General features: G+C 62.6%; 30 protein-coding genes. 18 read left to right on the top strand and 12 right to left on the bottom strand.

Annotated elements, in window-relative coordinates:
• Positions 1-41 precede the first annotated feature (41 nt).
• The gene (locus ACTJK9_RS08695) at positions 42-656 is read right to left on the bottom strand and encodes a LysE family translocator (RefSeq protein WP_039770336.1); all 615 of its coding nucleotides are present in this window, start codon (positions 654-656) and stop codon (positions 42-44) included.
• 101 nt (positions 657-757) lie between these two features.
• Positions 758-1027 carry a hypothetical protein gene (locus ACTJK9_RS08690; RefSeq protein ID WP_064598197.1) on the bottom strand — a complete coding sequence of 90 codons (270 nt, stop codon included), beginning with the start codon at positions 1025-1027 and terminating at the stop codon, positions 758-760.
• Positions 1028-1416: 389 nt separating this feature from the next.
• On the opposite strand from ACTJK9_RS08690, the gene msuE reads away from it, so the two are divergent.
• Genes msuE through ACTJK9_RS08670 form a run of 4 tightly spaced genes read left to right on the top strand, consistent with a single transcriptional unit; the run spans position 1417 to position 5462 of the window.
• Entirely contained in the window at positions 1417-1980 is a 564-nt protein-coding gene (gene msuE, locus ACTJK9_RS08685; RefSeq protein WP_007955830.1) for an FMN reductase, read from the top strand.
• Positions 1981-1990: 10 nt separating this feature from the next.
• Entirely contained in the window at positions 1991-3136 is a 1146-nt protein-coding gene (gene ssuD / locus ACTJK9_RS08680; RefSeq protein WP_007955828.1) for an FMNH2-dependent alkanesulfonate monooxygenase, read from the top strand.
• 10 nt (positions 3137-3146) lie between these two features.
• Entirely contained in the window at positions 3147-4334 is a 1188-nt protein-coding gene (locus ACTJK9_RS08675; protein WP_007955826.1) for an acyl-CoA dehydrogenase family protein, read from the top strand.
• A gap of 24 nt (positions 4335-4358) precedes the next feature.
• The gene (locus ACTJK9_RS08670) at positions 4359-5462 is read left to right on the top strand and encodes a sigma-54 interaction domain-containing protein (RefSeq protein WP_007955824.1); all 1104 of its coding nucleotides are present in this window, start codon (positions 4359-4361) and stop codon (positions 5460-5462) included.
• On the opposite strand, the gene ACTJK9_RS08665 is transcribed toward ACTJK9_RS08670, so the two are convergent.
• Entirely contained in the window at positions 5459-5824 is a 366-nt protein-coding gene (locus ACTJK9_RS08665; protein WP_440813344.1) for an antibiotic biosynthesis monooxygenase, read from the bottom strand. The genes ACTJK9_RS08670 and ACTJK9_RS08665 overlap by 4 nt on opposite strands.
• Before the next feature lie 90 nt (positions 5825-5914).
• On the opposite strand from ACTJK9_RS08665, the gene soxR reads away from it, so the two are divergent.
• Positions 5915-6373 carry a redox-sensitive transcriptional activator SoxR gene (gene soxR, locus ACTJK9_RS08660; protein WP_236191421.1) on the top strand — a complete coding sequence of 153 codons (459 nt, stop codon included), beginning with the start codon at positions 5915-5917 and terminating at the stop codon, positions 6371-6373.
• Positions 6374-6409: 36 nt separating this feature from the next.
• On the opposite strand, the gene ACTJK9_RS08655 is transcribed toward soxR, so the two are convergent.
• The 3 genes from ACTJK9_RS08655 to ACTJK9_RS08645 all read right to left on the bottom strand — a co-directional run bounded on the left by ACTJK9_RS08655 (position 6410) and on the right by ACTJK9_RS08645 (position 9136).
• Complete coding sequence (locus ACTJK9_RS08655) at positions 6410-7180, bottom strand: MetQ/NlpA family ABC transporter substrate-binding protein (RefSeq protein ID WP_039770347.1); 771 nt, start codon at positions 7178-7180, stop codon at positions 6410-6412.
• Between the two features lie 73 nt (positions 7181-7253).
• The gene (locus tag ACTJK9_RS08650) at positions 7254-7919 is read right to left on the bottom strand and encodes a methionine ABC transporter permease (RefSeq protein ID WP_064598205.1); all 666 of its coding nucleotides are present in this window, start codon (positions 7917-7919) and stop codon (positions 7254-7256) included.
• Between the two features lie 2 nt (positions 7920-7921).
• On the bottom strand, positions 7922-9136 hold the full coding sequence (locus ACTJK9_RS08645) for an SfnB family sulfur acquisition oxidoreductase (protein ID WP_440813340.1): 1215 nt from the start codon (positions 9134-9136) through the stop codon (positions 7922-7924).
• Positions 9137-9418: 282 nt separating this feature from the next.
• Between ACTJK9_RS08645 and ACTJK9_RS08640 the strand changes: the two genes are divergently transcribed.
• The 10 genes from ACTJK9_RS08640 (at position 9419) to ACTJK9_RS08595 (ending at position 17289) form a co-directional block, all read left to right on the top strand.
• Positions 9419-9877, top strand: a complete 459-nt coding sequence (locus ACTJK9_RS08640) for a VOC family protein (protein ID WP_440813338.1) — start codon at positions 9419-9421, stop codon at positions 9875-9877.
• Between the two features lie 141 nt (positions 9878-10018).
• Complete coding sequence (locus ACTJK9_RS08635) at positions 10019-10894, top strand: alpha/beta fold hydrolase (protein ID WP_440813335.1); 876 nt, start codon at positions 10019-10021, stop codon at positions 10892-10894.
• A 251-nt stretch (positions 10895-11145) separates the two neighbouring features.
• Positions 11146-12345, top strand: a complete 1200-nt coding sequence (locus ACTJK9_RS08630) for a PepSY-associated TM helix domain-containing protein (protein WP_440813332.1) — start codon at positions 11146-11148, stop codon at positions 12343-12345.
• Positions 12342-12884 carry a hypothetical protein gene (locus ACTJK9_RS08625; RefSeq protein ID WP_064598215.1) on the top strand — a complete coding sequence of 181 codons (543 nt, stop codon included), beginning with the start codon at positions 12342-12344 and terminating at the stop codon, positions 12882-12884. The genes ACTJK9_RS08630 and ACTJK9_RS08625 overlap by 4 nt, the downstream gene beginning before the upstream one ends.
• Positions 12881-13222, top strand: coding sequence for a hypothetical protein (locus ACTJK9_RS08620; protein ID WP_064598217.1), 342 nt, complete (start codon positions 12881-12883; stop codon positions 13220-13222). The genes ACTJK9_RS08625 and ACTJK9_RS08620 overlap by 4 nt, the downstream gene beginning before the upstream one ends.
• Positions 13219-13785 (top strand): DUF6162 family protein, encoded by a 567-nt coding sequence (locus ACTJK9_RS08615; protein WP_064598218.1) that lies wholly within the window; start codon positions 13219-13221, stop codon positions 13783-13785. Before ACTJK9_RS08620 ends, ACTJK9_RS08615 begins: the two co-directional genes overlap by 4 nt.
• Positions 13786-13820: 35 nt before the next feature.
• A complete protein-coding gene (locus ACTJK9_RS08610) occupies positions 13821-14750 on the top strand; it encodes a metal ABC transporter substrate-binding protein (protein ID WP_085612246.1) in 930 nt (309 codons plus the stop codon).
• The gene (locus ACTJK9_RS08605) at positions 14747-15490 is read left to right on the top strand and encodes a metal ABC transporter ATP-binding protein (RefSeq protein ID WP_064598222.1); all 744 of its coding nucleotides are present in this window, start codon (positions 14747-14749) and stop codon (positions 15488-15490) included. The genes ACTJK9_RS08610 and ACTJK9_RS08605 overlap by 4 nt, the downstream gene beginning before the upstream one ends.
• Positions 15490-16389, top strand: coding sequence for a metal ABC transporter permease (locus ACTJK9_RS08600; RefSeq protein ID WP_064598224.1), 900 nt, complete (start codon positions 15490-15492; stop codon positions 16387-16389). Before ACTJK9_RS08605 ends, ACTJK9_RS08600 begins: the two co-directional genes overlap by 1 nt.
• The gene (locus tag ACTJK9_RS08595; RefSeq protein WP_440813326.1) at positions 16390-17289 is read left to right on the top strand and encodes a metal ABC transporter substrate-binding protein; all 900 of its coding nucleotides are present in this window, start codon (positions 16390-16392) and stop codon (positions 17287-17289) included.
• Between the two features lie 130 nt (positions 17290-17419).
• On the opposite strand, the gene ACTJK9_RS08590 is transcribed toward ACTJK9_RS08595, so the two are convergent.
• From ACTJK9_RS08590 to ACTJK9_RS08570, 5 genes are all read right to left on the bottom strand, one after another.
• Positions 17420-17644: an MbtH family protein gene (locus ACTJK9_RS08590; protein WP_007917715.1), complete on the bottom strand. Its 225-nt coding sequence runs from the start codon at positions 17642-17644 to the stop codon at positions 17420-17422.
• An 82-nt stretch (positions 17645-17726) separates the two neighbouring features.
• Positions 17727-19139 (bottom strand): aspartate aminotransferase family protein, encoded by a 1413-nt coding sequence (locus ACTJK9_RS08585; protein WP_085612243.1) that lies wholly within the window; start codon positions 19137-19139, stop codon positions 17727-17729.
• Between the two features lie 142 nt (positions 19140-19281).
• Positions 19282-19767, bottom strand: a complete 486-nt coding sequence (locus tag ACTJK9_RS08580; protein WP_041475378.1) for a GNAT family N-acetyltransferase — start codon at positions 19765-19767, stop codon at positions 19282-19284.
• Positions 19768-19873: 106 nt separating this feature from the next.
• A complete protein-coding gene (locus ACTJK9_RS08575) occupies positions 19874-21196 on the bottom strand; it encodes an ATP-binding protein (protein ID WP_440813322.1) in 1323 nt (440 codons plus the stop codon).
• Positions 21196-21876 carry a response regulator gene (locus ACTJK9_RS08570; protein ID WP_011335250.1) on the bottom strand — a complete coding sequence of 227 codons (681 nt, stop codon included), beginning with the start codon at positions 21874-21876 and terminating at the stop codon, positions 21196-21198. The genes ACTJK9_RS08575 and ACTJK9_RS08570 overlap by 1 nt, the downstream gene beginning before the upstream one ends.
• A gap of 153 nt (positions 21877-22029) precedes the next feature.
• On the opposite strand from ACTJK9_RS08570, the gene dsbD reads away from it, so the two are divergent.
• From dsbD to dsbG, 3 genes are read left to right on the top strand one after another with little or no spacing between them, the layout of a single operon-like run.
• On the top strand, positions 22030-23763 hold the full coding sequence (gene dsbD, locus ACTJK9_RS08565; protein WP_440813319.1) for a protein-disulfide reductase DsbD: 1734 nt from the start codon (positions 22030-22032) through the stop codon (positions 23761-23763).
• Entirely contained in the window at positions 23763-24635 is an 873-nt protein-coding gene (locus ACTJK9_RS08560) for a prolipoprotein diacylglyceryl transferase family protein (protein WP_440813316.1), read from the top strand. The genes dsbD and ACTJK9_RS08560 overlap by 1 nt, the downstream gene beginning before the upstream one ends.
• Positions 24611-25381 carry a thiol:disulfide interchange protein DsbG gene (gene dsbG, locus ACTJK9_RS08555; RefSeq protein WP_041475380.1) on the top strand — a complete coding sequence of 257 codons (771 nt, stop codon included), beginning with the start codon at positions 24611-24613 and terminating at the stop codon, positions 25379-25381. The genes ACTJK9_RS08560 and dsbG overlap by 25 nt, the downstream gene beginning before the upstream one ends.
• Positions 25382-25412: 31 nt before the next feature.
• Here dsbG and ACTJK9_RS08550 read toward each other — a convergent pair whose 3' ends face one another.
• Positions 25413-26225, bottom strand: coding sequence for an alpha/beta fold hydrolase (locus ACTJK9_RS08550; protein WP_085612239.1), 813 nt, complete (start codon positions 26223-26225; stop codon positions 25413-25415).
• Positions 26226-26347 lie beyond the last annotated feature (122 nt).

The following is a 26347-nucleotide window of genomic DNA, read 5'->3' as shown; positions in this document are numbered from 1 at the left end:
GCGACTTTAACAGGCATCGGGCCGGCGGTTGTAGCACTGCGTCAGCTAAAGCTTTCAAGGAGTAACGGATACAGCGAAATCACCAGCAGCGCTGCCATGCCCCAGTTGAACAGCCGCAACCAGCGGCGATCCTTGAGCACGTTGCGCAGCAAGGTCCCGCACGCCGCCCAGACGCCGACGCTCGGCAGGTTGATGATGGCGAACACCGCCGCAATCACGATCACGTTGGTGAAATAGCCCTGCATCGGCGTGTAGGTGCTGATGGCACCAATGGCCATGATCCACGCCTTGGGGTTGACCCACTGGAAGGCTGCCGCGCCGAGATAGCTGATCGGCTTCGCCTCGCCCTGTTCGCTGTCGCCGACCGGGCCGGAGTGAGCGATTTTCCATGCCAGGTACAGCAAGTACGCCGCGCCGACATAACGCAGGATCGTATAAAGCAGCGGATAGGTCTGGAATACCGCGCCCAGGCCAAAACCCACCGCCACCACCAGCACGAAGAAGCCGCAGGTAATGCCAAGCATATGAGGGATGGTGCGGTTGAAACCGAAGTTCACGCCCGATGCCAGCAACATGGTGTTGTTCGGCCCCGGTGTGATCGAGGTGACAAGGGCAAACAGGGCGAAGCCCAGCAACAGGTCGAGCGAGAGGGTCATGGCAGGCAGTCCGTCAGGGTCATTCAGGTGTTGACCCTATCCCACGGCGCCGCGCAAACCCACGGACAGTTGGATAAAACTTCGAGCAGTACAGTTGCGGATCAGCTAGGACGACCGTGCAGCTGTACGGCCCGCTCGGCGCTCATCTCACCCTTGTTATCAAACCCGAAAGTCTTCTGTGGCTGGCCAAGCAGTTGGGCTTTCTTCGCGTGGTATTCCTCGAACGACAAGCCGCTGCGGTTCAAGTTTTCCAGCGCCAGTTCGCGGGTTTCTTCCGCCGTGTAAGGGCGCAGTTCCGGAGAAACGTGGCTCGCGCAACCAGCGAGAACGGAGACAGCGAGCATCAGGGAAACAGTCAGTAAACGATTCATGGGAGCGTCCTGGCGAGCAGTGTGGGTCGATGGAGAAAGGCTACGCCCGGGCACGCTTTGGCAGAAATCAACGCTCTCAATAGTGGCTATCAGAATTCAGTCAGGATTCGCCCTGCATATTCCCATAGGACCTATAAATATCAATTAACAGTCTTTTACGGAATAACAGTCAGCCTTTATAAATCCTTCATCGCGTTCGGCACTGTTGCTCCAGCAACTGTTTCCCAGGCAACAGCGGTTCAACAAACCGGCCTGAAAGTCACACGAGCACAGCCGCCGACAACGCTCAAAGCCCCGGAATACGGGCCTTACAGGAATTGGTACAGCGCTTGCTCTGCTCCAGTGACTACTCACTGCTCGTCGAGCAACTGTTGAAAAAGGAACTGACCATGTCGCGTCCACTGAAAGTCGTCGCCCTGTCCGGCGGAACCTGGCGTCCGTCCCGCACCCTGGTGCTGACCCAGGCCCTGCTGGCCGAATTGTCCGGGCACTTGCCGGTCGAGAGTCATCTGATCGAACTCGGCGACATCGCCCGCCCACTTGGCGCCGCGCTGTCGCGTCAGGAGTTGCCGGCCGAGATCGAAGCCGAGCTGCAAGCCATCGAACAGGCTGACCTGCTGATCGTCGCCGCGCCGGTCTATCGCGGTTCCTATCCTGGATTGCTCAAGCATCTGTTCGACCTGATCGACCTGAATGCGCTGATCGACACACCAGTGCTGCTCGCCGCCACCGGTGGCAGCGAACGCCATGCGCTGGTCCTCGATCACCAGTTGCGCCCACTGTTCAGTTTCTTCCAGGCCGTGACCCTGCCGATTGGCGTGTACGCCACCGAAGCCGATTTCGCCGACTACCAGATCACCAGCGAACCGCTCAAGGCACGTATCCGCCTGGCGGCTGAACGCGCCGCGCCGCTGTTTGGCACTCACATCAAACCGTTGCTGAAAATCGCCTGAGGAGCTGTTCATGGATGTTTTCTGGTTCCTGCCGACCCACGGCGACGGTCACTATCTGGGCACCACCCAAGGCGCGCGCCCGGTCACCCTCAATTACCTGAAACAAGTAGCGCAGGCCGCCGACAGCCTCGGCTACCACGGCGTGCTGATTCCCACCGGTCGTTCCTGCGAGGATTCGTGGGTGATCGCCTCGGCGCTGGTGCCGCTCACCGAACGCCTGCGTTATCTGGTGGCGATCCGTCCGGGAATCATCTCGCCGACCGTCTCGGCGCGCATGGCCGCGACCCTGGATCGACTGTCCAACGGCCGCTTGCTGATCAACGTCGTGACCGGCGGTGACCCGGACGAAAACCGTGGCGACGGCAGCTTCCTCAGCCACAGCGAACGCTACGAAGTCACCGATGAATTCCTCAAGATCTGGCGCCGGGTGCTGCAAGGCGAAGCGGTAGATTTCGAAGGTAAACACCTGAAGGTACAGAACGCCAAGGCGCTGTATCCGCCGGTGCAGAAACCCTATCCGCCGCTGTACTTCGGCGGGTCCTCCGACGCGGCCCACGATCTAGCCGCCGAGCAGGTCGACGTGTACCTGACCTGGGGTGAACCACCGGCCGCCGTCGCCGAGAAACTCGCCGATGTGCGCGAACGCGCCGCTCGCCACGGACGCAAAGTGAAGTTCGGCATTCGTCTGCACGTGATCGTACGCGAGACCGCCGAAGAGGCGTGGAAAGCCGCCGACAAACTGATCGAGCACATCAGCGACGAAACCATCGAGGCCGCGCAGAAATCCTTTTCGCGCTTCGACTCCGAAGGCCAGCGGCGCATGGCCGCCCTGCACGACGGGCGCCGCGACAACCTGGAAATCGCCCCCAACCTGTGGGCCGGCGTCGGACTGGTGCGCGGCGGTGCCGGTACCGCATTGGTCGGCGATCCGCAGCAAGTGGCAGCGCGAATCAAGGAGTACGCAGACCTCGGCATCGAGAGTTTCATCTTCTCCGGCTATCCGCATCTCGAAGAGGCCTACCGCTTTGCCGAGCTGGTCTTCCCGCTGTTGCCCGAGCCGTATGCAAGCCTGGCCGGACGCGGCGTGACCAATCTCACCGGGCCGTTCGGCGAAATGATCGCCAACGATGTACTGCCCGCCAAAGCCAACGCCTGAGGAAGACCGAGTGACTGCCAAACCGCAAAGCACCCTGCTCTCCCCGTTGCAGACCGCCCGCCAACTGGCCGCCGAATTTGCTCTCACCGCCGTCGAGCGCGACGAGCGTGGCGGCACACCGAAAGCCGAACGTGACGCCCTGCGCGACAGCGGTCTGCTGGCCCTGAGCATTCCCACCCGTTACGGCGGCCTCGGCGCGCGCTGGAGCGAAACGCTGGAAGTCGTGCGCGAGTTCGCCAAGGTCGACAGCTCGATCGCCCACGTCTTCGGCTTTCATCATTTGATGCTTGCCACCGTGCGCCTGTTTTCCCGCCCCGAACAATGGCAACCGTGGTTCGAACAGACCGCGCGACAGAACTGGTTCTGGGGCAACGCGCTCAACCCGCTGGACACCCGTACCGTGGTCAAGGATCTGGGTGGCTGGCGCGAGTTTTCCGGCAAGAAGAGCTTCTGCTCCGGCGCCAGCGATTCGCAGATGCTGATCGCCTCGGCGGTGGACGAAAGCAACGGCGGCAAACTGTTGATCGCGGCGATCCCGAGCGGGCGCAGCGGCATCACCCTGCACAACGACTGGAACAACATTGGCCAGCGCCAGACCGACAGCGGCAGCGCCACGTTCGAACGGGTGCGGGTCGAAGAGTCGGAACTGCTGCTGGATCCGGGCCCGCTGAGTACACCGTTCGCCTGTCTGCGCCCGTTGATCGCGCAACTGACGTTCACCCACATGTTTCTCGGCATTGCCGAAGGGGCCTTTGAAGAGGCGCGGCAATACACCCTCAGCGAAACCCGTGTCTGGCACAAATCCTCGGTGCGCGAGGTGCGTGAAGATCCTTATGTGCTGGCCCATTACGGCGAGTTCTGGGTCGCCCTCGAAGGCATCCGTCTGTTGGTGGAACGCGCCGCTGCATTGCTCGACGAGGCCTGGGCCAAAGGCCCGAACCTCAGTGCCGAAGAACGCGGTCACCTGGCCACGGCAATTGCCACGGCCAAGGTCGCCGCCAGCCGACAAGGCCTGGAGATTTGCAGCCGATTATTCGAAGTCACCGGCGCCCGCTCGACCCACGCATCGCTGCGCCTCGACCGACACTGGCGCAACCTGCGCACGCAAACCCTGCACGACCCGCTGGATTACAAGCTCCACGAGCTGGGCGACTGGGCGCTGAACCAGTCCCTTCCGGTGCCGACGTTCTATTCCTGATTTTCTTTCGTGGAGCGAGACCCCATGCAACTGCTGACCCTGCCGCCTTCACCCGCCCTGGCCACCTCAATCCGCGCCACCGCTCAGGTCTTCGAAGACCCGAAATCCCAGGCCCTGCTCGCGCATCTGCAACAGGTCGCACCGAGCGAAGCCAGCGTGCTGATCATCGGCGAAACCGGTACCGGCAAAGAGTTGGTAGCGCGGCACATCCACAACCTGAGCAACCGGCGCAACCGGCCGTTCATTGCGGTCAACTGCGGGGCGTTTTCCGAATCGCTGGTGGAAGCCGAACTGTTCGGCCACGAAAAAGGCGCCTTCACCGGCGCCCTCAGCGCCAAGGCCGGGTGGTTTGAAGAGGCGGATGGCGGCACCCTGTTCCTCGATGAAATCGGCGATCTGCCGATGGCGATCCAGGTCAAATTGCTGCGGGTGTTGCAGGAGCGTGAAGTGGTGCGCCTGGGTTCGCGCAAGAGCATTCCCATCGATGTGCGAGTGTTGGCAGCGACCAACGTGCAACTGGAGAAAGCCATCAACGCCGGGCATTTCCGCGAGGATCTGTATTACCGGCTGAACGTGGTCAATCTGGAGCTGAGCCCATTGCGCGACCGCCCCGGCGACATCCTGCCGCTGACCCGGCATTTCATCGAGGCCTACAGTCAGCGCCTGGGCTACGGACGCATCACCATCAGCCCCGGCGCCGAACACAAACTGCGCGGCTACAGTTGGCCGGGCAATATCCGCGAACTGGAAAACGTCATCCACCACACACTGCTGATCTGCCGTAACGGCGTGATCGAGCGCGACGATCTACGTCTATCCAACCTGCGCATCGACCGTCCGGACGATCAGCACGCGACCGCCGACGACTCACCGGAAGCGCTGCTGGAACGCGCCTTCCAGAAACTGTTCGAGCAACAGGCCGGCGCCCTGCATGAGAAGGTCGAGGACGCATTGCTGCGCGCGGCCTATCGCTTCTGCCATTACAACCAGGTGCACACCGCGTCCCTGTTAGGCCTGAGCCGTAATGTCACCCGCACGCGACTGATCAAAATCGGCGAACTGGCGGTGAACAAGCGGCGGCCCACGGAAAACCTGCAAGGCGAGCGCTTGATCCAGCTGTCGATCTAACCAACCAGTTGACAGTGCAAGCCGTCGTCATAGCTGCGGGCTATGCTGCTCAGCATCTGGAATGAACCGAAGGTCACGGTGCGCGCCTGATGGGTGCGGATCAGTTGCCAGAAATCCTGCTCGCCGGTCTCGAAACTCTGAAACGCCGCCTCCCCCGCCTCGCGGGACTGCCATTGCAGAAAGCTCAACACTCGCCGGCCATCGTCGCTGGCCTGGACGCTGGCGCTGACGAAGCCGGCGTAACGCTGGGCCAGACGTTCGGTCTGCACCGCCAGCGCCGAGACCAGCGCCGGTTGCTGGCCGGGTTCGATTTCAAATTCGATCAATTGCGTAAAGCTGCGGTTTTTCGCTGGTGCTTGCATGAGATCCCCACTCTGTCAGACGAATCTTGCGATTCGAAGGCCTGCAGGGTAAAACCTCGAGTTAACTAGAGGTCAAGGGGCAATTTGCAAATGATCACTGCGGAAAATCTGCACAAGCAACTGACCGTCGGCGAAGTCGCAGCTCGCAGCGGCGTGGCGGTCACCGCCCTGCACTTTTATGAATCCAAGGGTTTGATCAAAAGCCAGCGCAATGCCGGCAACCAGCGGCGCTATCCACGGGAAGTACTGCGGCGGGTGGCGTTGATCAAAGTGGCGCAACGCCTGGGCATTCCACTGGCGGAAATCGGCGAGGCGTTGAAGCAGTTGCCGGACAATCGTGCGCCAACGGCAGCGGACTGGAAAGTGCTGTCGGAGCAGTGGCGGCGGGAGCTGGACGAGCGGATCAATCAGTTGATGTTGCTGCGTGACCGGCTGACCGGTTGCATCGGTTGCGGATGCCTGTCGATGGAAGCCTGCCCGCTGCGCAATCAGGGCGATGTGCTGGGCGAGCAAGGGCCGGGGGCGCACTTTCTTGACGTACCCAAGTGAGGGTTCCCATGCCATGGGAACCCCCAATTCGATCCATCAGAAGCCCGGCGCAATCTGCCCTTTGTAGCGAGTCAGAATGAACTGGCGCACTTCATCGGAATTCAACGCCTTGGCCAGTTTCTGCAGGCCCGGGTCGTTGATGTTGTCGGGCCGTGCGACCAGAAACTCGATGTACAGGCTCTTGCCCTTCTCGACGATCAGTGCGCTGTTGGTGTCGATCCCGGCTTCCAGCGCGTAGTTGGCGAACACGAATGCCAGATCCACCTGACTCACTGAACGGGCCAGCAACGCGCCCTCCAGTTCACGGATTTTCAGGTGCTTGGGGTTTTCGACGATGTCGCGCTGGGTGGCCAGGGTGTTGCTCGGATCCTTGAGCTTGATCAGCCCCGCCTCGTGCAACAGCACCAGCGCGCGACCGGTGTTCACCGGGTCATTGGGGATCGACACACTGGCGCCGTCCTTCAGCTCCGAAATGTTCTTGATCTTGGTCGAGTAAGCCCCGAACGGTTCGATGTGCACGCCGACCACCGGCACCAGATCGGTGTGGCGAGTCTTGTTGAAATCATCGAGAAACGGCCGGTACTGGTAGTAGTTGGCGTCGAGGTTTTTCAGCGCCAGTTGCTGGTTGGGCTGGATGAAGTCGGTGAAGACCTTGATGTCCAGATCCACGCCTTCCTTGGCCAGGGTCGGCTTGACGAACTCGAGGATTTCCGCGTGTGGCACCGGGGTGGCGCCGACGATCAGTTTTTCGTTGGCATGGGCGCCGAACGACAGAACGGCAGCCAGTACGGCCAAGGTCTTTTTCATGCTGTGCTCCAAGGCAAATTTGAATGGCCGTCGTGAGGTGAACGTGGGGCCTTTATGGGTTGAAATGGTTTTGTCAGCGTCGGCTGTAGTGCGCCACCAGGCGGTCGCCGGTCATTTGCAGGGCCTGCACCAGAATCAGCAGCAACACCACGGTGACCACCATCACGTCGGTCTGAAAGCGCTGATAGCCGTAGCGGATCGCCAGATCGCCGAGCCCGCCGCCACCGATCACGCCGGCCATCGCCGTGTAATCCACCAGCACGATGGCGGTGACCGTCACCGCCGCCAGCAACCCGCCGCGGGCTTCCGGCAACAGGGTGTGGCGGATGATCTGCCAGGTGTTGGCACCCATGGCCTGGGTCGCCTCGACCACGCCGCGATCGACTTCGCGCAGAGCGGTTTCCACCAGCCGCGCGAAGAACGGTGTGCAACCGACGACCAGCGGCGGAATGGTTCCGGGCACGCCCAGTGACGTGCCCACCAGCAACGTGGTCAGCGGAATCAGCACGATCAGCAAAATGATGAATGGCAGCGAACGCAGCATGTTCACGATCACTGACAGCACCCGATACACGCCGACCGTTTCATGCAACTGGCGCTTGCCGGTGAGAAACAGCAGCAGCCCCAGCGGCAATCCCAGCAGCACCGTAAACAGCAGCGCCGCGCCGAGCATGCTGAGGGTGTCGAGACAGGCCTGGGCGATGTCGGCCCAGTAAATGTGTTTGAACCACTCGGCCATGGTCAGGACCAGTCGTGGCGCGGTGGTTTGACGCCGTTGAGCAGCCAGTTGCCGACCACGTGGTATTTCCAGCGCACCGGGTCATGCAGGGTGTGGACCCGGGCGTTGCGCCAGTGGCGGTCGAAGTTGTGCTTTTTCAGGGTCGAGCGGGTACCGCCGAGTTCGAACAGCTTGTTGCTGGCCTCGATGGCGATTTCGGTGGTCAGCACTTTAGCCTTGGCCACGGCCAGCGAGGCCAGCGCGACGTTGTCTTCATCAGGCGCCGGACGTGCGGCGTCGAGCGCCCAGCCGGCGCGTTCAAGCAAGGCTTCGGCGGCTTCCAGACGGATTTCCAGTGCGCCGATCTGAATGATTGTCAGCGGATCTTCGCTGGCCTTGTCCACACCCGCATCGATCCATGGCCGGGCGAACTGGCGGACGAACTCAACCGTGTCACGCAGCGCAGCTCGGGCAATGCCGGCGTCGATGGCAGCGGTGGTCAACTGGGCGAAAGGCCCGGCCAGGGTCGGGCTCTCGTAGGAACGGTACGTCGGAAACAGATTGAAGGGCGCCACTTGCAGATTTTCCGCCAGCACCGTGCCGCTGGAAGTAGTGCGCTGACCGATGCTGTCCCAGTCGTCGACGATCACCAGCCCTTTCGTACCGCGCTCGACGAAGGCCAACTGGCCCTTCTGCTCTTCATCCAGCGCCAGCACCGCCAGCCAGTGGGCGTAGAGCGAACCGGTGCAGTAGCCCTTGCGGCCGTTGATCACGAAGCCGTCGCCATAACGGCGCAGGGTCGCCTGAATGTCCTGCACGTTCTTGCCACCGGTTTCCGACAGCGCATTGGCGAAGCGATGACCTTGCAGCGCCAGCTCAAAGAAATGCGCTTGCTGGGCCGGGGTGCCTTGCAGGCGGATGTCTTCGAGCAGGCAGTAATGGTTTTGCGGGATCTGACCGAGGGACGGATCGGCGGCGGAAATGATCGCGATCACCTGCGCCAGCACCGCAAGGGACACCTGCGCGCCACCGTACTCCTTCGGCACGGTGATGCCCCACAGGCCACTGTTGGAAAACAGGTCGACGACCTCGGCGGGCACTTCGCGGTTGCGGTCACGCTCGGCGGCGTGTTCCTGCAAGACGGCGGCGACCTGCACAGCCACGCGCAAGGCTTCGGCGTCGTCGGCGATCCGGTGGGCGGCCGGCGGGTTGATCGGATAAACGGCAGATTCAGACATGGATGACTCTCGGTATCGGTGTTGTACCGGGTCATTGCAGCTTCTGTGCCTGACGCAAAGGCCTTGTTTTACGGGGGCTACAGCGGAACTTCAGGGCGTCTGGCGATGAAAACCCGCGCACTCTGTTGCTTCGCTGTCGATGGCTGAACAGTGGGAGGCCTGCTCGTCGGCTACTCGGTCACGACGGCGGCACGGATCTATAGTTGAGCGACCGGCAATCCCGGCGAAGGCACACCTCAATCTCTAATAAAAACCAGGCAACAAATAACAGGGAGTACCGCCATGAGCGTCAAACCCATTCCCGAGGGGTATCACAGCATTACCCCGTACCTCGGCATTCACAAAGCTGCCGAAGCCATCGACTTCTATAAAAAGGCGTTCGGTGCCACCGAAGTCATGCGCCTGAGCATGCCCGACGGCGGCATCGGCCACGCCGAACTGCGCATCGGCGACAGCGCGATCATGCTCGGCTCGCCGTGCGATCAAGGGCCGTTGAGCAATCCGGGCAACGCAGTGTCGGTCGGCCTGCATCTGTACGTGACCGATGTCGACAAATCCTTCCAACGCGCACTGGAGGCCGGCGCCACCTCGGTGTCCGAGGTCAAGGATCAGTTCTACGGCGACCGCAGCGGCACGTTGAAAGATCCGTACGGGCATCTGTGGTTCCTGGCTTCGCGCAAGGAGGACCTGACCCAGGCGCAGATCGAGCAGCGGGCGAAGGAAATGTTCCAGCAGAGCTAACTACGCCGAGTGCCCATTCCCGCGCGGCGCGCGGGGATGGGCGAACACGATTCATGAACCGTCGAATCACGCATCACGTCTTGTCATGAACGCCCGGCGATTTCAGGATGCAGGCCACTCGCCTGAATAAAGGATCACCCGATGTTTGCCGGATTCGTCAAAGACCAGCGCCACGTCAACGGTGTGGAGATCAGCTACCGCCTCAAAGGCAGCGGCCCCGGCCTGCTGCTGTTGCACGGGCACCCGCAGACCCACGTCATCTGGCACAAGATCGCCGAGCAACTGGCGGAGCACTTCACGGTGATCGCCGCCGACCTGCGCGGTTATGGCGACACCAGTCGCCCGCCGGCCGATGAGGCTCACCTCAATTACTCCAAGCGCGAGATGGCCCGCGATGGCGTGGAATTAATGAAGGCGTTGGGTTTCGAGCACTTCTCGATCCTTGCCCACGACCGTGGCGCGCGGGTTGCCCATCGCCTGGCGCTCGATCATCCCGAGGTTGTGCAGCGCATGGTCCTGCTCGACATCGCGCCAACGCTGGCGATGTACAGCCAGACAAATGAAGCCTTCGCCCGGGCCTACTGGCACTGGTTCTTCCTGATCCGCCCGGCACCGTTGCCGGAAACCCTGATCGAAACCGATCCCGAAGGTTATCTGCGCAGCGTCATGGGCAGTCGCAGCGCCGGGCTTGCACCCTTTACCGACGAGGCGTTCAGTGAGTACCGGCGTTGCCTGGAACGTCCCGGAAGTGCTCGGGGGATCTGCGAGGATTACCGCGCCAGTGCCGGCATCGACCTGGAACATGACCGCGCCGACATCACGGCTGGTCGTCACCTGACCCTGCCGTTGCTGGTGCTGTGGGGCGCCGAGGGCACCGTCGGTCGCTGCTTCGATCCGCTGAGGGAATGGCAACAGGTTGCTACCGACGTACGGGGCAAGGCCCTGCCGGCCGGGCATTACCTTGCCGAAGAAGTCCCTGAGCTGTTGCTGACCGAAGCGCTCGACTTTCTACGCTGATCCTTTCCTTCAATCCGGCGGCATGCGCCGTCGGACTGCTTCGCCTCCCCCGCAGAAATCCGCCCACGCGGCATCAAGATGTAATCGCGAAACATTTACTTTCATATCGTTCATCGGGAATTGCTTCGGTCATCCGTCTTATAGAGATGCGGGCCGGTCGCGTAGGCAAAAGCCACGACCGGCCTTTCAGGGACTCCCGTGCTGCGAAGCCCGTAGTACCGCTCCCTCTCACTGAATCAAGACCCGTCATCATGTCGAAGAAATCCCGCTCGAAACTGTGGTTCCTGGTACACAGCTGGCTGGCATTGCCGATCTGGTTTTTCGTTCTGATCGTCTGCGTCACCGGCACCCTGGCAGTGGTCAGCCAGGAAATCGTCTGGCTGGCCAACCCGCAAATGCGCGCCAGCGCGCCGTCCGACGACGCACCATTGCTCAGCTACGACCAGATCCTCGCCGAAATCAAAAAAGCCGAACCGCAGACAGTGGTGCAAAGCATCAACCGTCCGGACGAGTCGCACTTTGCTCTCGACGTCGACGTCAGCTATCCCGACGGCCGCTCGCTGACCGTCTACGTCAACCCGTACACCGGCGTGATTCAGGGCACGGCACCGAGCTTCAACTTCAAGGCGTTCACCCGCGCACTGCATGGCTGGTGGCTGGTGCCGTTCACCAACGGCTTCAGCTGGGGCTGGTATCTGGTGTCGTTCCTCGGCCTGCCGATGCTGGCTTCGCTGGTGACCGGGTTGGTGGTGTACAAGCGCTTCTGGAAGGGTTTTTTCCGCCCGACCCTGCGCTTCAATCACGGCGCACGGATCTTCTGGGGCGACTTCCACCGCTTGAGCGGCATCTGGTCGATCTGGTTCATCGCGGTGATTTCGATCACCGGCACCTGGTTCCTGATTCAGGCGCTGCTGTTTGACAACCAGATTTCCATTTCCAGCGAGCCGATCGTCCCGGCCATGTCCCGCGAAGCCGTGCCACAGTCCAACGATGGTTCGCCACCGCCGCGTATCAGCCTCGACCGCGCCATCGAAATCGCCCAGACGAAAATCCCCGGCTTCGAAGCCAGCTTCATCAGCCTGCCGGGCAATGCCTACGCGCACCTGGATATCGGCGGTCGCGGCTGGTACCCGCTGATGTACCGAACCGCCACGCTCAACCCATACAGCGGTGAAGTGGCGGCTTCGCGGCTGTTGTCCGATCGCACGTCGCTGGAGTTCGTCACCGAATCCATGCGCCCGCTGCACACCGGTGACTTCGGCGGTCTGTGGATCAAGCTGATCTGGTTCTTCTTCGGCCTGCTGCTGAGCATGATGGTCCTCAGTGGCCTGCTGATCTGGACCAAGCGCACCGCGCTGGCCACCGCCAACGCCCTCAAGCGCGAGCACAAGAAACAGCGCGTGCAGGCACAACCGGCCCTGCGCCGTGAAACCTCGGAGGCCAATCTGTGAGCAAATCCACTACCGTGGCTCAGCCTTCACGGCTGAGCGTGATCTGGCACAAATGGCGCTTCCACATCAACGTGCTGTTGCTGCTGATCCCCTTGGGCTTCATGCCCAAATACTTCGCCGATGCCTCGCTGTTTCGCGGTGACAGCGGACTGGGTGAACGGGAGATCGGCGAAATCCAGGTCGGTCCCTGGAGCCTGCGACTGGCCGAACTGCGTAATCAGGCACCGATCCTGACCGGCCCCGCCGGCTACATGAAAGATTTCAGCGCCGCCCTCTGCGACGCCTGCGTCGACCACGTCAAGGCGACGTATCTGCGCATCGGCAAACCTCGCAGCCTGCGCGCGGCCGGGGTGATTTTCTTCGGCACGCCGTACCGCATGGGCACCCAGTTGCCGGTTCCGGAAAAGACCGCTGCCGACGCCGAACTGTGGATCACCATGGAAGGCTGGGACGGCAGCATGCACCAAGCCTCGATTCCGCTGAGCCAGGCCTCGCCTGCCACCCTCGCCTGGCTGAACAAACAAGGAGCCAAACCATGAGCCACGCCCAACGCCCCTTCCGCTTGCTCCTGAGCAATGCCTTGCTGGTGCTGACTGCCGGTTTCAGCGCCGGCGTCCTGGCCCATAACCCGATGTGCGAGTGCAAGGCCATCGATGCCGAGCAGATCAAATGCACCGGCGGTTTCTCGGACGGCAGCGGCGCGCCGGGGGTGACCCTCGATGTGATCGGCTACGACGAAACCATCCTCGTGCCGGGCAAGCTCGGCGCCGACTCGACCCTGACCTTCAAGAAACCCGGCGCCGAGTTCTACGTGCTGTTCGACGCCGGCCCCGGCCACGTGGTCGAAATTGACCAAGCGGATATCGAAGCCCCATGACCACGCCGACTACCCAGGTTGTCCGCCCGGCTGGTGCCGGGCACGAAACCCTCAATGTGCTGCTGATGTGCCTGCTGATCCTCGCGATTGCCGGCTCGGTAGTGACATGGCGCGGCGTTTCCCACGAACCGGAGCCGGTCTCCAGCCATCAACTGGATGCCCGTCGCGACCTTGGCGCCAGCGAGCAGGGCATCTATGCCGATCTGCGCGTGACCCTCGACGAGATCCGCCTGCTGCGTGAAGAACAGCAAACGCTGCCAAGCCCGCAGAACCTGGCCGATGAAGGTTTTGCACCGTTCGCCCAGGACGCCAGCTCGGTCAGTCGTGGCGGCCATGCCTGGCAGTTGCTGGCCGACCGCGCCTACTTCGGCCACAGTCAGGCACCGGCCGTGGCCGGTTCGTTTCTGATGCGCCTGAACGACGCCGCGCCGGACATCTGGCTCAACCGCGCCACCGACCTGCAAGCGCCGAAAGACCTGTCAGACGCAGCGCTGACCGCTGCCGGATGGAAACAGATCGTCGCGCAATTCGATGCCGGGGTGACCCGCGAACATCGTCATTGAACCCTCGCCTTCATTCGAGAGAAGACCGCTTGCCCATGCCTAGTTCATCTCAACGCCGTCCTTTCCTGCGCCTGCTGCTGATCGGTCTGTGCGCCTGCCTGCTGAGTCCGCTGGCCAGCGCCGATCAGGCCAAGCGCCTGCGCATCGGCATCACCCTGCATCCGTATTACAGCTATGTGGCGAACATCGTAGGCGACAAGGCCGAGGTCGTGCCGCTGATTCCCGCCGGCTTCAACCCGCATGCCTACGAGCCGCGCGCCGAAGACATCAAGCGCATCAGCGGGCTGGATGTGATCGTGCTCAACGGCGTTGGCCATGACGACTTCGCCGACCGCATGATCGCCGCCAGCGAAACGCCGAACATCAAGACCATCGAAGCCAACGAAAACGTGCCGTTGCTGGCCGCCACCGGGGTTGCCGCGCGCGGTGCCGGCAAAGTGGTGAACCCGCACACCTTCCTGTCGATCAGCGCCTCGATTGCCCAGGTCAACAACATCGCCCGTGAGCTGGGCAAGCTCGACCCGGACAATGCCAAGACCTACACCCAGAACGCCCGCGCCTACGGCAAACGCCTGCGGCAGATGCGCGCCGACGCCCTGGCCAGGCTGACCCAGGCGCCGAACGCCGAACTGCGAGTAGCCACGGTGCACGCCGCTTATGACTACCTGCTGCGTGAATTCGGCCTGGAAGTGACGGCGGTGGTCGAGCCGGCCCACGGTATCGAGCCGAGCCCGAGCCAGTTGAAGAAAACCATCGACCAATTGCGTGAACTGGACGTGAAAGTGATCTTCTCCGAGATGGATTTCCCCTCCACCTACGTCGAAACCATCCAGCGTGAATCCGGCGTGAAACTTTACCCGCTGTCGCACATTTCCTACGGCGAATACACCGCCGACAAATACGAAAAGGAAATGACCGGCAACCTCAACACCGTGGTTCGAGCGATTCAGGAGTCCGGCGCATGACAGCTCAGGAAAACCTGTCGATAGCCAGCAGCGGCCCGACCCTGGATTTCGCTGACGTCAGCCTGACCCTCGGCCGCACGACGATTCTGGACAAGGTCACCTTCCAGGTGCAGCCCGGCAGCGTGCATGCGCTGGTCGGCCCCAACGGCGGCGGCAAGAGTTCGCTGATCAAGACCCTGCTCGGGCAGATGCCCCATCAGGGCCGGCTCAGCCTGCAATGGCCCGGCGAACCCGGCACCATTGGTTACGTGCCGCAGGCGCTGGAGTTTGATCGCGGCCTGCCCATGACCGTCGACGACTTCATGGCCGCCATGTGTCAGCGTCGCCCGGCCTTTCTCGGCTTGAGCAAACGCTACGCCGGCGCCATCGGTGATGCGCTGGAGCGGGTCGGCATGCAGGACAAACGCAAACGCCGAATGGGTGCGCTGTCCGGTGGCGAACGCCAGCGGGTATTGCTTGCCCAGGGCCTGATTCCGGCGCCGCAATTGCTGGTGCTGGATGAGCCGATGTCGGCCCTCGATGAAGCCGGGATCCAGGTGTTCGAGCGTTTGCTGGGCGACTGGCGCGCGGCGGGCATCACCGTGCTGTGGATCGAGCACGACCTGGAAGCGGTCGGGCGTCTGGCCAATCGCGTCACCGGCCTTAACCGCCGGGTGCTGTTCGACGCCACGCCGCAACAGGCCCTGACCCCGGAACGTCTGCTGACCCTGTTTTCGACCCATCCACGGAGCGCTGCCTGATGAGTTACGAAGCCTTTCGTTTGACGGTGCAAGGCTGGGCCTCTTCCGGTTACCTGCCGGAAGCCCTGGCCTATGGGTTTGTGGTCAATGCCTTGCTTGCCGGTCTGTTGATCGGCCCGGTACTGGGTGGCCTCGGCACGCTGGTGGTGGTCAAGCGCTTCGCGTTTTTCTCCGAAGCGGTGGGCCACGCGGCGTTGACCGGCGTGGCCATCGGCATCCTGCTCGGCGAGCCCTACACCGGGCCTTACGGCAGCCTGTTCGGTTACTGCCTGCTGTTTGGCATTCTGCTCAATTACCTGCGCAACCGTACCGGGCTGGCCCCGGACACATTGATCGGCGTGTTCCTGTCGGTGTCCCTCGCTTTGGGCGCCAGCCTGCTGCTGATTCTGGCGGGCAAGATCAACGTGCACATTCTGGAAAACGTGCTGTTCGGCTCGGTGCTGACGGTCAATGGCAACGACCTGCTGGTGCTGGCGATTGTCGGCTCGCTGGTCATGGCGCTGGCCCTGCCGCTGTACAACCGGATCATGCTCGCCAGCTTCAACCCGCAACTGGCGGCGGTGCGTGGCGTCGCGGTGAAGACCCTGGATTATCTGTTCGTGATTCTGGTGACACTGATTACGGTTGCCGCGGTGAAAGTCATCGGCGCGATTCTGGTCGGTGCACTGCTGGTGATTCCGGCGGCGGCTGCGCGCCTGCTCAGCCAGTCGCTCAAGGGCTTTTTCTGGTGTTCGGTGCTGATTGCCACGGTCAGTACGCTGTGCGGGATTCTCGCGCCGATCGTGTTCGACCTGCCGATTCCGTCCGGTGCCGCGATCATTCTGGTCGCCGGTATCGCCTTCGCCCTCGCCGCGATTGCCCGGGGCGTCGTCCCCAGTCTGAAAGGGAACCTTGGATAAATGGCTTTTTCATTGCGACAACTGACCCTGGCCATCGCCCTCAGCGGCGCGGTTTCGAGCCCTCTGCTGGCGGCCGAGAAACCGTTGCGGGTGCTGGCCTCGTTGCCGATCACTTATGGTCTGGGCGAAGTCCTGCTCAAGGGCACCGACATCAGCCTCGAACGCGCAGCACCGGCCAACCTGCCAGGCAGCCGCCAGACCGCCTACTTCACCGGTCGCGGCGCGCCCGTGCTGAGCAAACTGGCCACGGGCGCCGATGCAGTGATCGGCGTGCGCTCGCTGTGGGCCGATGATCCGCTGTACCCGATCGCCCGCCGCAGCAACATCCGCATCGTCGAAGTCGATGCTGCCCGCCCGGTGGACGGCGCCCTGCCCGGCATTGCCGTGCAACCGGGGCTCAAGGTCGACGGCCTGAACAGTCAGCCGTGGCTGGCCAGCAACAACATGGGGCGCATGGCCGATGTGATGGCGGCGGATCTGGTGCGCCTGGCACCGAAGGACAAATCGAAGATCGAGGCCAATCTGGCCGCACTGAAACAGCGTCTGCTGAAACTCAGTGCCGACAGCGAAGCGCGTCTGGCCAGTGCCGACAACCTGAGCTTGATGAGCCTGAGCGATCACTTCGGTTACCTGATCGGCAGCCTGAATCTGGAGTTGATCGGACAGGATGCGCGACCGGATGCCGAATGGACGCCGGAGGAGCTGAAAAAACTGACCGCGACTTTGAAAGACAACGACGTAGCAGTGGTGCTGCACCATCGCCAGCCTTCGGATGCGGTGAAAGCGGCGATTGCCGAATCGGGCAGTCAACTGCTGGTGCTGAGCACCGATGCAGTGGATCCGGTGGCAGAGCTGGAAGGGAATGTGGATGTGCTGCTCAAGGGCCTGGCCGGCGCGTAACGCCATTATGACCGCGTCATCGTCCATCGCTGGCTTGCCAGCGATGAGGCCTTCACAGGCAACAAAAATCCCGGACATGAAAAAACCCGCTGACTGATTCCAGTCCAGCGGGTTTCTTTTGGCTGATAACTTACTGGGCAGCCGCTTGCGCTTCCATCTTCTGGCGCAGGCTTAGCGGACGCATGTCGGTCCAGACTTCTTCGATGTAGGCCAGGCATTCCTTTTTCAGGCCACTCTTGCCCACAGTGCGCCAACCTTCCGGCACGGCCTTGTAGTCCGGCCAGATCGAGTACTGCTCTTCGTGGTTGACCACGACTTGAAAGAGGATGTCCTCGCGGTCGAATACTGACGTCATGCTGTGTCTCCATCGCTGTAAGGGTGGGCTGCACGACGGTGCAGCCGGGTATGTAGAAAGAACGTTCGACGCGGCGAAAAATTTACAGGCCGGCAGTCGCAGCGCTCAACGCACGGCCGAAGATCTCGGCGACGCGGTCGATTTCCGCAGCGGTGATCACCAGCGGCGGCAGGAACCGCACCACCGCACCGTGACGCCCGCCCAGCTCCAGAATCAGCCCGCGCTTGAGGCATTCGCGCTGAACCAGCGGCGCCAGACGTGCGAAGGCCGGTGGATGCCCCAGCGCATCCGGTGCACCGTTCGGATCGACCAGCTCGACACCGAGCATCAGGCCACGACCACGAATATCGCCCAGTTGCGGGAAATCGCGCTGCAGAATGCGCAGGTGTTCGCTCAGGCGATCGCCCATGGCGGCAGCGTGTTCGCAGACCTTGTGCTCGACCAGGTACCGCATCACGGCAGAACCGGCGGCCATCGCCATCTGGTTGCCACGGAACGTACCGGCGTGAGCGCCCGGCTGCCAGGTGTCGAGCCAGTCGCGATAGACCACCACCGCCAGCGGCAGGCTGCCGCCGATGGCTTTGGACAGCACCACCACATCCGGGGTGATGCCTGCGTGCTCAAAGGCAAACATCTTGCCGGTGCGGGCGAAACCGCTCTGGATTTCGTCGACGATCAGTGCAACACCGGCCTTTTCGGTGATGCGGCGCAGACCGCGCAGCCACTCGATGTCCGCCGGGATCACACCGCCCTCGCCCTGCACCGCTTCGACGATGACGGCGGCCGGCAATTGCACGCCAGCCTCGGGATCATTGAGCAGGTTTTCCAGGTAGCTCAGATTGGCCTTCACACCCGCCGCGCCACCGAGGCCGAACGGGCAACGGTAGTCGTAAGGGAACGGCATGAATTGCACGCCGTTGCTGAGCAACGCGCCCAGTGGTTTTTTCGGCCCCAGGCTGCCCATCAGGCTCAAGGCGCCTTGGCTCATGCCGTGGTAACCGCCGGAGAACGACAGCACGGTGCTGCGCCCGGTGGCGGTGCGCACCAGTTTCAGCGCGGCTTCCACGGCGTCGGTGCCGGTCGGGCCGCAGAACTGGATTTTCGCTTCCTTGGCCAATGCCGGAGGCAGCAGGCCGAACAGGTCCTGAACAAATTGATCCTTTACCGGCGTGGTCAGGTCCAGGGTGTGCAGTGGCAACTCATCGGCCAGCACCTGCTGAATGGCCTCGATCACTACCGGATGGTTATGCCCCAGCGCGAGGGTGCCAGCGCCGGCCAGGCAATCGATGAAGCTGCGGCCTTCGACGTCCTCGACGTACAGGCCCTTGGCGCGTTTAAGCGCCAGGGGAATGCGCCGCGGGTAGCTGCGGGCATTGGACTCCTGCTGGCTCTGACGGGCCAGCAACGGCGACTCATTGAACTGATACAGCGTTTCCGCCGGCGCGGAGGCGATCCGGGCCGACGACTCTTCGATAAGGCTGGTGGCGACTGACATCTCTCGACCCCTCAATACGCTATGGATAGTGACCAAAACTGCACACCGGGCAGGTGCGCGTTCCGGTCGCGGGGCGCACATGCAGGTTTTCCTGTTCTGGAAACGCACCAGCGTGTCGAGGATTTACACCCTTGATCGAATGTCAGGCCGACAATGCCAGCGGCTTGTGCATCGGCAGAGTCAAAACGCCGTGTTGCATGAAGGGAGACGCCGTTTCGCGATACCCCAGGCGCCGGTAGAACGCCGCGCCGGTTCGCGTGCTTGCAAGCGTGATGCATGGCCTGCCACGAATCCTCAGCCAACCCTCGAGATCGCCCATCAGCGCACGGCCCGCACCTCGGCGAAACCACTCCGGCTGCACGTGACAGAACATGACCTCGCCATGGGCTGCGGCCATGCCGACGCCGACGGGTTTGTCCTGCAGCAGCGCGATGTTCAGATAGTGATGGGGATCGGCGAGCCAGGCGCTGACGTGCTCCGCCGATTGTCGGCGGACCCAGCGGTCGACCAGTTGTGGGTCGTTGCGATGATCGAGCGCGCAACCGACGCGGATCGAACGCTCAAGGATCCTGCTGATGATGCCGGCGTCGGCGGGGGTGGCGGGACAGATATAGACGGGTGCTTCCATGGCGCTGTTTCCCTCAATCCATTGAGTCAAAGGCTGGGGCGACAATAACGTCGCGGCCGGCGGATGACTAATGGAGAGAGGTTACATTTGATGTGCCTGCAAACTGTCAGACCGGTTGCAGCGGCATGGTCAGCTCGACCCGCAAACCATCCGGACGGCTGTCGAAATGCAGGGTGCAGGCGCAGCGCTGAACGATCGCCTGGACAATCGCCAGCCCCAGTCCGCAGCCGGTGCTCTGGCCGTTGCGCCAGAAGCGCTGGGTCAGGTGTTGCAGATCGTCAGGGGCGATTCCCGGCCCATGGTCGCGCACCACAAAACGCACGCGATTGGCGCTAGTTTCCAGGCTCAGGTCCACCGCGCCGTCCGTCGGCGTGTGACGCAGAGCGTTGTCCAACAGATTGCGCAGGGCCGCGATCGACAGCACCGCCGGCATTTGCAGCGGCGCAGCGGACAAGTGTTCAGGCAGATGCAGCCTGATGCGCTGACGCTGGTCGCTGGCCGAGTCTTGGATCGCCAGTTTCGCTACCTGCTCGGCGCTGCACTGCACACCGTCGTCGAACGACAGACTGCCCTCGACCCGGGCCAGCAACAGCAACTGCTCAAGGGTCCGGTGCAAGCGGTCGGCGCCCTCTTCGGCCCGGGCCAGGGACTGATCGCGCGCACTGCCTTCGGTCATGCGTGCCACTTGCAGGTGAGTCTTGATCGCCGTCAGCGGGCTGCGCAGTTCGTGGGCGGCATCGCCGGTCAGGCGACGCTCGCGCTCGATGGTCTTGCCGATGCGCTGGAACAGCTGATTCTGGGTTTCGAGCAGCGGTTTCAGTTCGCTGGGGAATGACTGCAACTGCAGCGGCTCAAGCGAATCCGCGTTGCGGCGCATCAAGGCTTCACGCAAGCGGTTGAGCGGCGCCAACCCCTGGCCGATCCCCAGCCACAACAGACACAGGCAGCCAAGCAACGCCACGCCGACCGGCACCGAGGCCGCCAGCAGGATCGACATGTTCAGGGCTTCGCGCTCGATCACCCGGTCGGCGGTGGTAATACGCACATCGCCCCGGGCCAGGGTGAAGCTGCGCCATGGCGCACCGTCGATCATTTGATCGTGGAAGCCCATCTTCTGGGCTTCCAGCGCCTGTTCCGGATTGTTGTGGCTGCGAGCGAGGATTTCCCCGCGCAGCGAGCTGACCTGACAGGCCATGCCGCCGGGAATGTTCAACTGCTCGGCGCTGAAATGAGTGCCCTCGCCTTTGCTCGGGACAGCCGGCAATTGTTCCAGCAACCCGGCGACCATCCGCGCCGACGCCACCAGGCGCTGGTCGAGGGAAAACATCATCTGGTTGCGCAGGTCGCTGAGCATCCAGGCGGCCGCCAATGCCCAGATCAGCGCGAATGCGGCGCCGAGGGTCAGGCTCAGGCGCAGGCGCAGGCTCATCACTTGTCGGGTTCTCCGCCATCGGCCGGGCCCAGGCGATAACCCAGACCGCGCACGGTTTCGACGATGCCTTTGCCGAGTTTGCTGCGCAGGTGATGGATGTGCACATTGAGCGCGTTGCTTTCCAGTTCATCGTTGAAACCGTAGACGCTGTCCTTCAACTGCTCGGTGGACAGCACCCGGCCACGGTTGTGCAGCAAGGCTTGCAACAACGACTGCTCGCGCCGCGACAGATCCACCGGACGCCCCGCCAGGGTGGTTTCGCGACTGCTCGGATCGTAAGTCAGCGCGCCGTGTTCGATCAGATTGACGCTGCGTCCGGCCACCCGGCGCAGCAGGGTTTGCAGGCGGGCGAACAACTCGCGCAGGTCGAACGGCTTGAGCAGGTAGTCGTCGGCACCGGACTGCAGGCCGTCGACACGGTCGGTGACCGAATCCCGCGCAGTCAGGATCAGGACCGGAATCTCCAGGCCTTGCTGACGCAGTTGTTGCAGCAACTTGAGGCCATCTTCGTCCGGCAGGCCGAGATCGAGCACCATCACGTCGAATTCGGCAACCTTGAGAATCGCCCGCGCCTTGGAGGCGGTGTTGACGTGCTCGACGGTCAGGCCCTGCGCCGTCAGCCCGGCGACGATCCCGCTGGCGATCAACTCATCGTCTTCGCAAACCAGTACGTGCATGGTGAGTCCCGTGGAAAAGTGCTGATTAGGCCGCTGGCCGATTAAGCCGACATTATGCCCCGAACGCCACCGCGACAAGGGCGTCGCGGTTAATCATCGGTTAATCGCCGCCGCCCATTGTGCCCCTCAATTGCACAGGGACAAGGCTCCTCCATGCGTCATTTTTTTCTGTTTTTTGCACTGCTGATTTCGAGTCTGGCCCAGGCGGGGAATGATCCATTTGCGTCAAAACCGGAGTTCTTGCCGGTCGACAAGGCATTCGTGCTGACCTCGCAACGTCTGGATTCCGGTGAGACCCAGCTGTTCTGGCAAATCGCCGATGGCTATTACCTGTATCAGAAGCGTCTGAAGTTCGACGGGCTGACGACACAAAACATCCCGGCCCTGCCCGAAGGCGAGTCCCACAGCGACGAGTACTTCGGCGAACAACCGGTTTATCGCCAGGGTCTGGAACTGAAGATTCCGGCGGCCGCCACGGGCCAGATCAAGGTCAGTTATCAGGGCTGTGCCGACGCCGGTCTTTGCTATCCCCCACAGACCCGAGTGATCGACCTCGGCGGCAAAGCTGCCGCTGCGGCGGCAGATGAAGCGCCGGATCAGGCACTGGCCAGCGGCCTGCAACAGCACTCGCTGGGCTGGAGTCTGCTGGTGTTCTTCGGCCTGGGTCTGCTGCTGGCGTTTGCGCCGTGTTCGCTGCCGATGCTGCCGATTCTGGCGGGCATGGTGGTGGGCAGCGGTGCTACGCCGCGTCGCGGTTTCGCGCTGGCCGGCAGTTATGTGGTTTGCATGGCCCTGGTGTATGCGGCGATGGGCGTTATTGCCGCGCTGCTGGGGGCCAACCTGCAGGCGTGGTTGCAGAACCCGTGGCTGCTCGGGACGTTCGCGGCCGTATTTGTGGTTCTGGCGTTGCCGATGTTCGGCTTCTTCGAACTGCAATTGCCTGTGGCCCTGCGGGATCGACTGGAACACGCCTCGCGCAGCCAACGCGGCGGCAGCCTGATCGGCGCCGGCGTATTGGGCGCGCTGTCCGGTCTGCTGGTCGGCCCGTGCATGACCGCGCCGCTGGCCGGCGCTCTGCTCTACATCGCGCAAAGCGGCAACGCGCTGCACGGCGGCCTGATCCTGTTTGCTTTGGGCATCGGCATCGGCGTCCCGCTGCTGTTGCTGGTAACGGTCGGCAATCGCTTCCTGCCCAAGCCCGGCGCGTGGATGAATCTGCTCAAAGGCGTGTTCGGCTTCCTGTTCCTCGCCACCGCGCTGCTGATGCTGCGCCCGGTGCTGGAGCCGTCGCTGTGGTTGGGCCTGTGCGGCGCGCTGCTGTTGATCGCCGCTTACAGCGCCTGGAAACAGTCCGATGGCTTTGGTCGCGTGGCGCAGCTGTTCGGTGCCGGTTCGCTGTTGCTGGGCCTGTGGGGCAGTCTGCTGGTGGTCGGGGCGGCGGGTGGCAGTGACGATCCATATCAGCCGTTGCAGGTGTACAGCGCCGGACGCGTCGGATCTGCGGCGCCCAGCGGCCACGAAGCCTTCACGACGATCAAGGATCCCGCCGCCCTGCAACGCGAGTTAGACGCCGCCAAAGCCCAGGGCCAGTGGGTGCTGCTCGATTACTACGCCGATTGGTGCGTGTCGTGCAAAGTCATGGAGAAACAGGTGTTCGGCCAGGCGCGGGTGATGCAGGCCCTGAGTGATGTGCGCTTGCTCCAAATCGACGTCACCGCCGACAATGCCGCCAGCCGCGAACTGCTCGGTCGTTATAAAGTGCCTGGGCCACCGAGTTTCGTGTGGATCGGCGCCGACGGTGAAGAGCGCCGCAGCCAGCGCATCACCGGCGAGGTCGATGCCGATACTTTCCTGCAACGCTGGACCACCATCCGAGACGCCCGTTAATGCTGACCTTCACCCTCGGCACCTTTGCCATCGCACTCAATCACTTGTTGCTGATCAGCGCGCTGGCACTGGCGACCTTCGTCGGCTGGCGGGTGGCCAAGCGCGGCGGTGACAATCCCGAGTCGGCGCTGTTCAGCCTGTTTCTGCTCGGCATGCTGACGGCGCGCATTGCGTTCGTCGCCGTGTATTGGGGGCACTATCGCAACGACCTGTGGCAGATCATCGACCTGCGCGACGGCGGTTTTCTCGCCTGGCCGGGGGTGATCGTGCTGTTGCTCGCGGCGCTGTATCGCGGCTGGCGCCGGCCGGGTCTGCGTCGACCGCTGGGTTTCGGTGTGGTCAGCGGTGTGGTGTTCTGGGTGATGGCGACCCTGTCGCTGAACATCTACGAGCAAGGCACGCGCCTGCCGGACATCACTCTGCGCAACGCCGCCGGGGAAACCGTGAAACTCACCGACTATCAGGGCGGGCCGCTGGTGATCAACCTGTGGGCCACCTGGTGTCCGCCGTGCCGCCGGGAAATGCCGGTGCTGGAAAACGCCCAGCAACAACGCCCGGACCTGACGTTCCTGTTCGTCAACCAGGCCGAAAGCATGCAAAGCGTCGCCACGTTTCTCGAAACCCAGGGTTTGAGCCTGAACAACGTGCTGTTCGACCGCAGCGGACGCCTCGGCCAGGCCGTGGGCTCCATGGCCCTGCCGACTACCCTGTTCTATAGCCCGGACGGTCGCCTGCTGAGCAGCCATTTGGGCGAATTGTCCAACGCCAGCCTGGCCCGTGCCCTGGAAAGCTTCGACACCCCGGCCTCCAGCCCGAATCCGGCCACCTCTTCTTCAAGGAAACTGCCATGCCCCGCCTCCGCCACCTGCTGACGCTGACCCTGGGCGCCGCCCTGCTGCACTTGCCGTCGGTCCAGGCCGCTGAAGAACTGCCTGAAGCGATCAAGAAAATTGAAGCCAAGGGCGCCAAGATCGTCGGTCAGTTCGACGCGCCGGACGGCTTGCGCGGTTACGCCGCGCAATACCAGAACCGCGGCATGGCGCTGTACCTGACGCCGGACGGCAAGCACGTGCTGCTGGGCAACCTGTACGACGCCGACGGCAACGACCTGAGCAGCGCACCGCTGCAAAAACTGGTCTACGCGCCGATGGCCAAGGAAGTCTGGGCCAAGTTCGAGGCCAGCAACTGGATTCAGGACGGCAACAAGGATGCACCACGCACTGTGTACCTGTTCAGCGACCCGAACTGCCCGTATTGCAACATGTTCTGGGAACAAGCCCGTCCATGGGTCAAGGCCGGCAAGGTGCAGCTGCGACACATCATGGTCGGCATCATCCGCGAAGACAGCCCGGCCAAAGCCGCTGCCCTGCTCGCCGCCAAGGACCCGAGCAAAGCCCTGGAAGATCACGAGAAGGCCGGCAAGGCCAGCACCCTCAAGGCCTTGAAGGACATTCCGGTCGCCGTGCAGACCAAACTCGCGGCGAACATGCAGTTGATGGAAGACCTGGAGTTACAGGCCACCCCGGCGATCTTCTACATGGACGACAAGGGCGAACTGCAACAACAGCAAGGTGCACCGACGCCGGACAAGCTGGCGAAGATTCTCGGGCCGAAATAAAAAACGCCCACGCAATGCGTGGGCGTTTTCGTTACTTCAGCTCAGTCAGAAACTTCAGCAGCGTGTCGGTCACGAACGACGGATTCTCCAGATTGGAGATATGCCCCGCTTCCGGCACCAGCACACACGGGCAACCAATCAACTCGGCCATTTCCCGTGCTTCCGACGGCGGGCGTGGTTTGTCCTGATCGCCGCAGACCACCAGCGTGGTCGCCGCGTTCAGCTCGCCCAGACGCGGCAACAGGTCGTCACGGCCAAAGGTGATGCGTCCCATCGGCACGATGCTGTCGCGCAGGCGTTCGGCCGAATAGCCGGCGAGTTTTGCGCGGAAATCCTGATACAGCGCCGACGCCCGATCGATGCCCGGCCGGAAGAAGATCGGCACCACGATATCCAGCAGTTGCTCGGAGATCCCGCCGTTTTCCTCGATCTGTTTGAACAGCGAGAAATAGTACTGGCGGGTCGGCTCCGGCTCGACGCCGACGTAAGTGTCCATCAGCACCAGACCGTTGAGCCGCTGCGGCGCCGACAGTGCCAGGCGCACGCCCCACATGCCGCCGACCGACAACCCGACCAGGGTCACCCGGTCGATGTCCAGATGATCGAGCAACGCCTGTGCCTGACGGGCGATGTCGTCCAGCGAAGCGGTGCCTTGCGGCAAGCGCCCGGATTCGCCATGGCCCCACAGATCCAGGGCAATCACCCGGTAGTTCGCCGACAGCGCTGCGATTTGCGGGGCCCACATGGCCTGGTCCCACAGGTAGCTGCCGGCCAACAACACCGCCGGGCCCGTGCCTTGATCAATGTAGTGAAGCGCCTGTCCGTCAACCGTGAAAAAAGGCATGGATAACCCCCGTGGCAAAGAAACTGGAGCACGAAGACTGAGCGGGCGCGCCTCGGCCGTCAATGATATGAAAGGATTACAAAGCCCGATTTGCGACAACGGCCACAGCAAAACTCATGTTT

The organism is Pseudomonas sp. 22082, assembly GCF_052046055.1.
GTDB lineage: Bacteria > Pseudomonadota > Gammaproteobacteria > Pseudomonadales > Pseudomonadaceae > Aquipseudomonas > Aquipseudomonas pharyngis.
The sequence above is the reverse complement of the archived record's forward strand: the minus strand, read 5'-3'. Positions and strand labels throughout refer to the sequence as shown.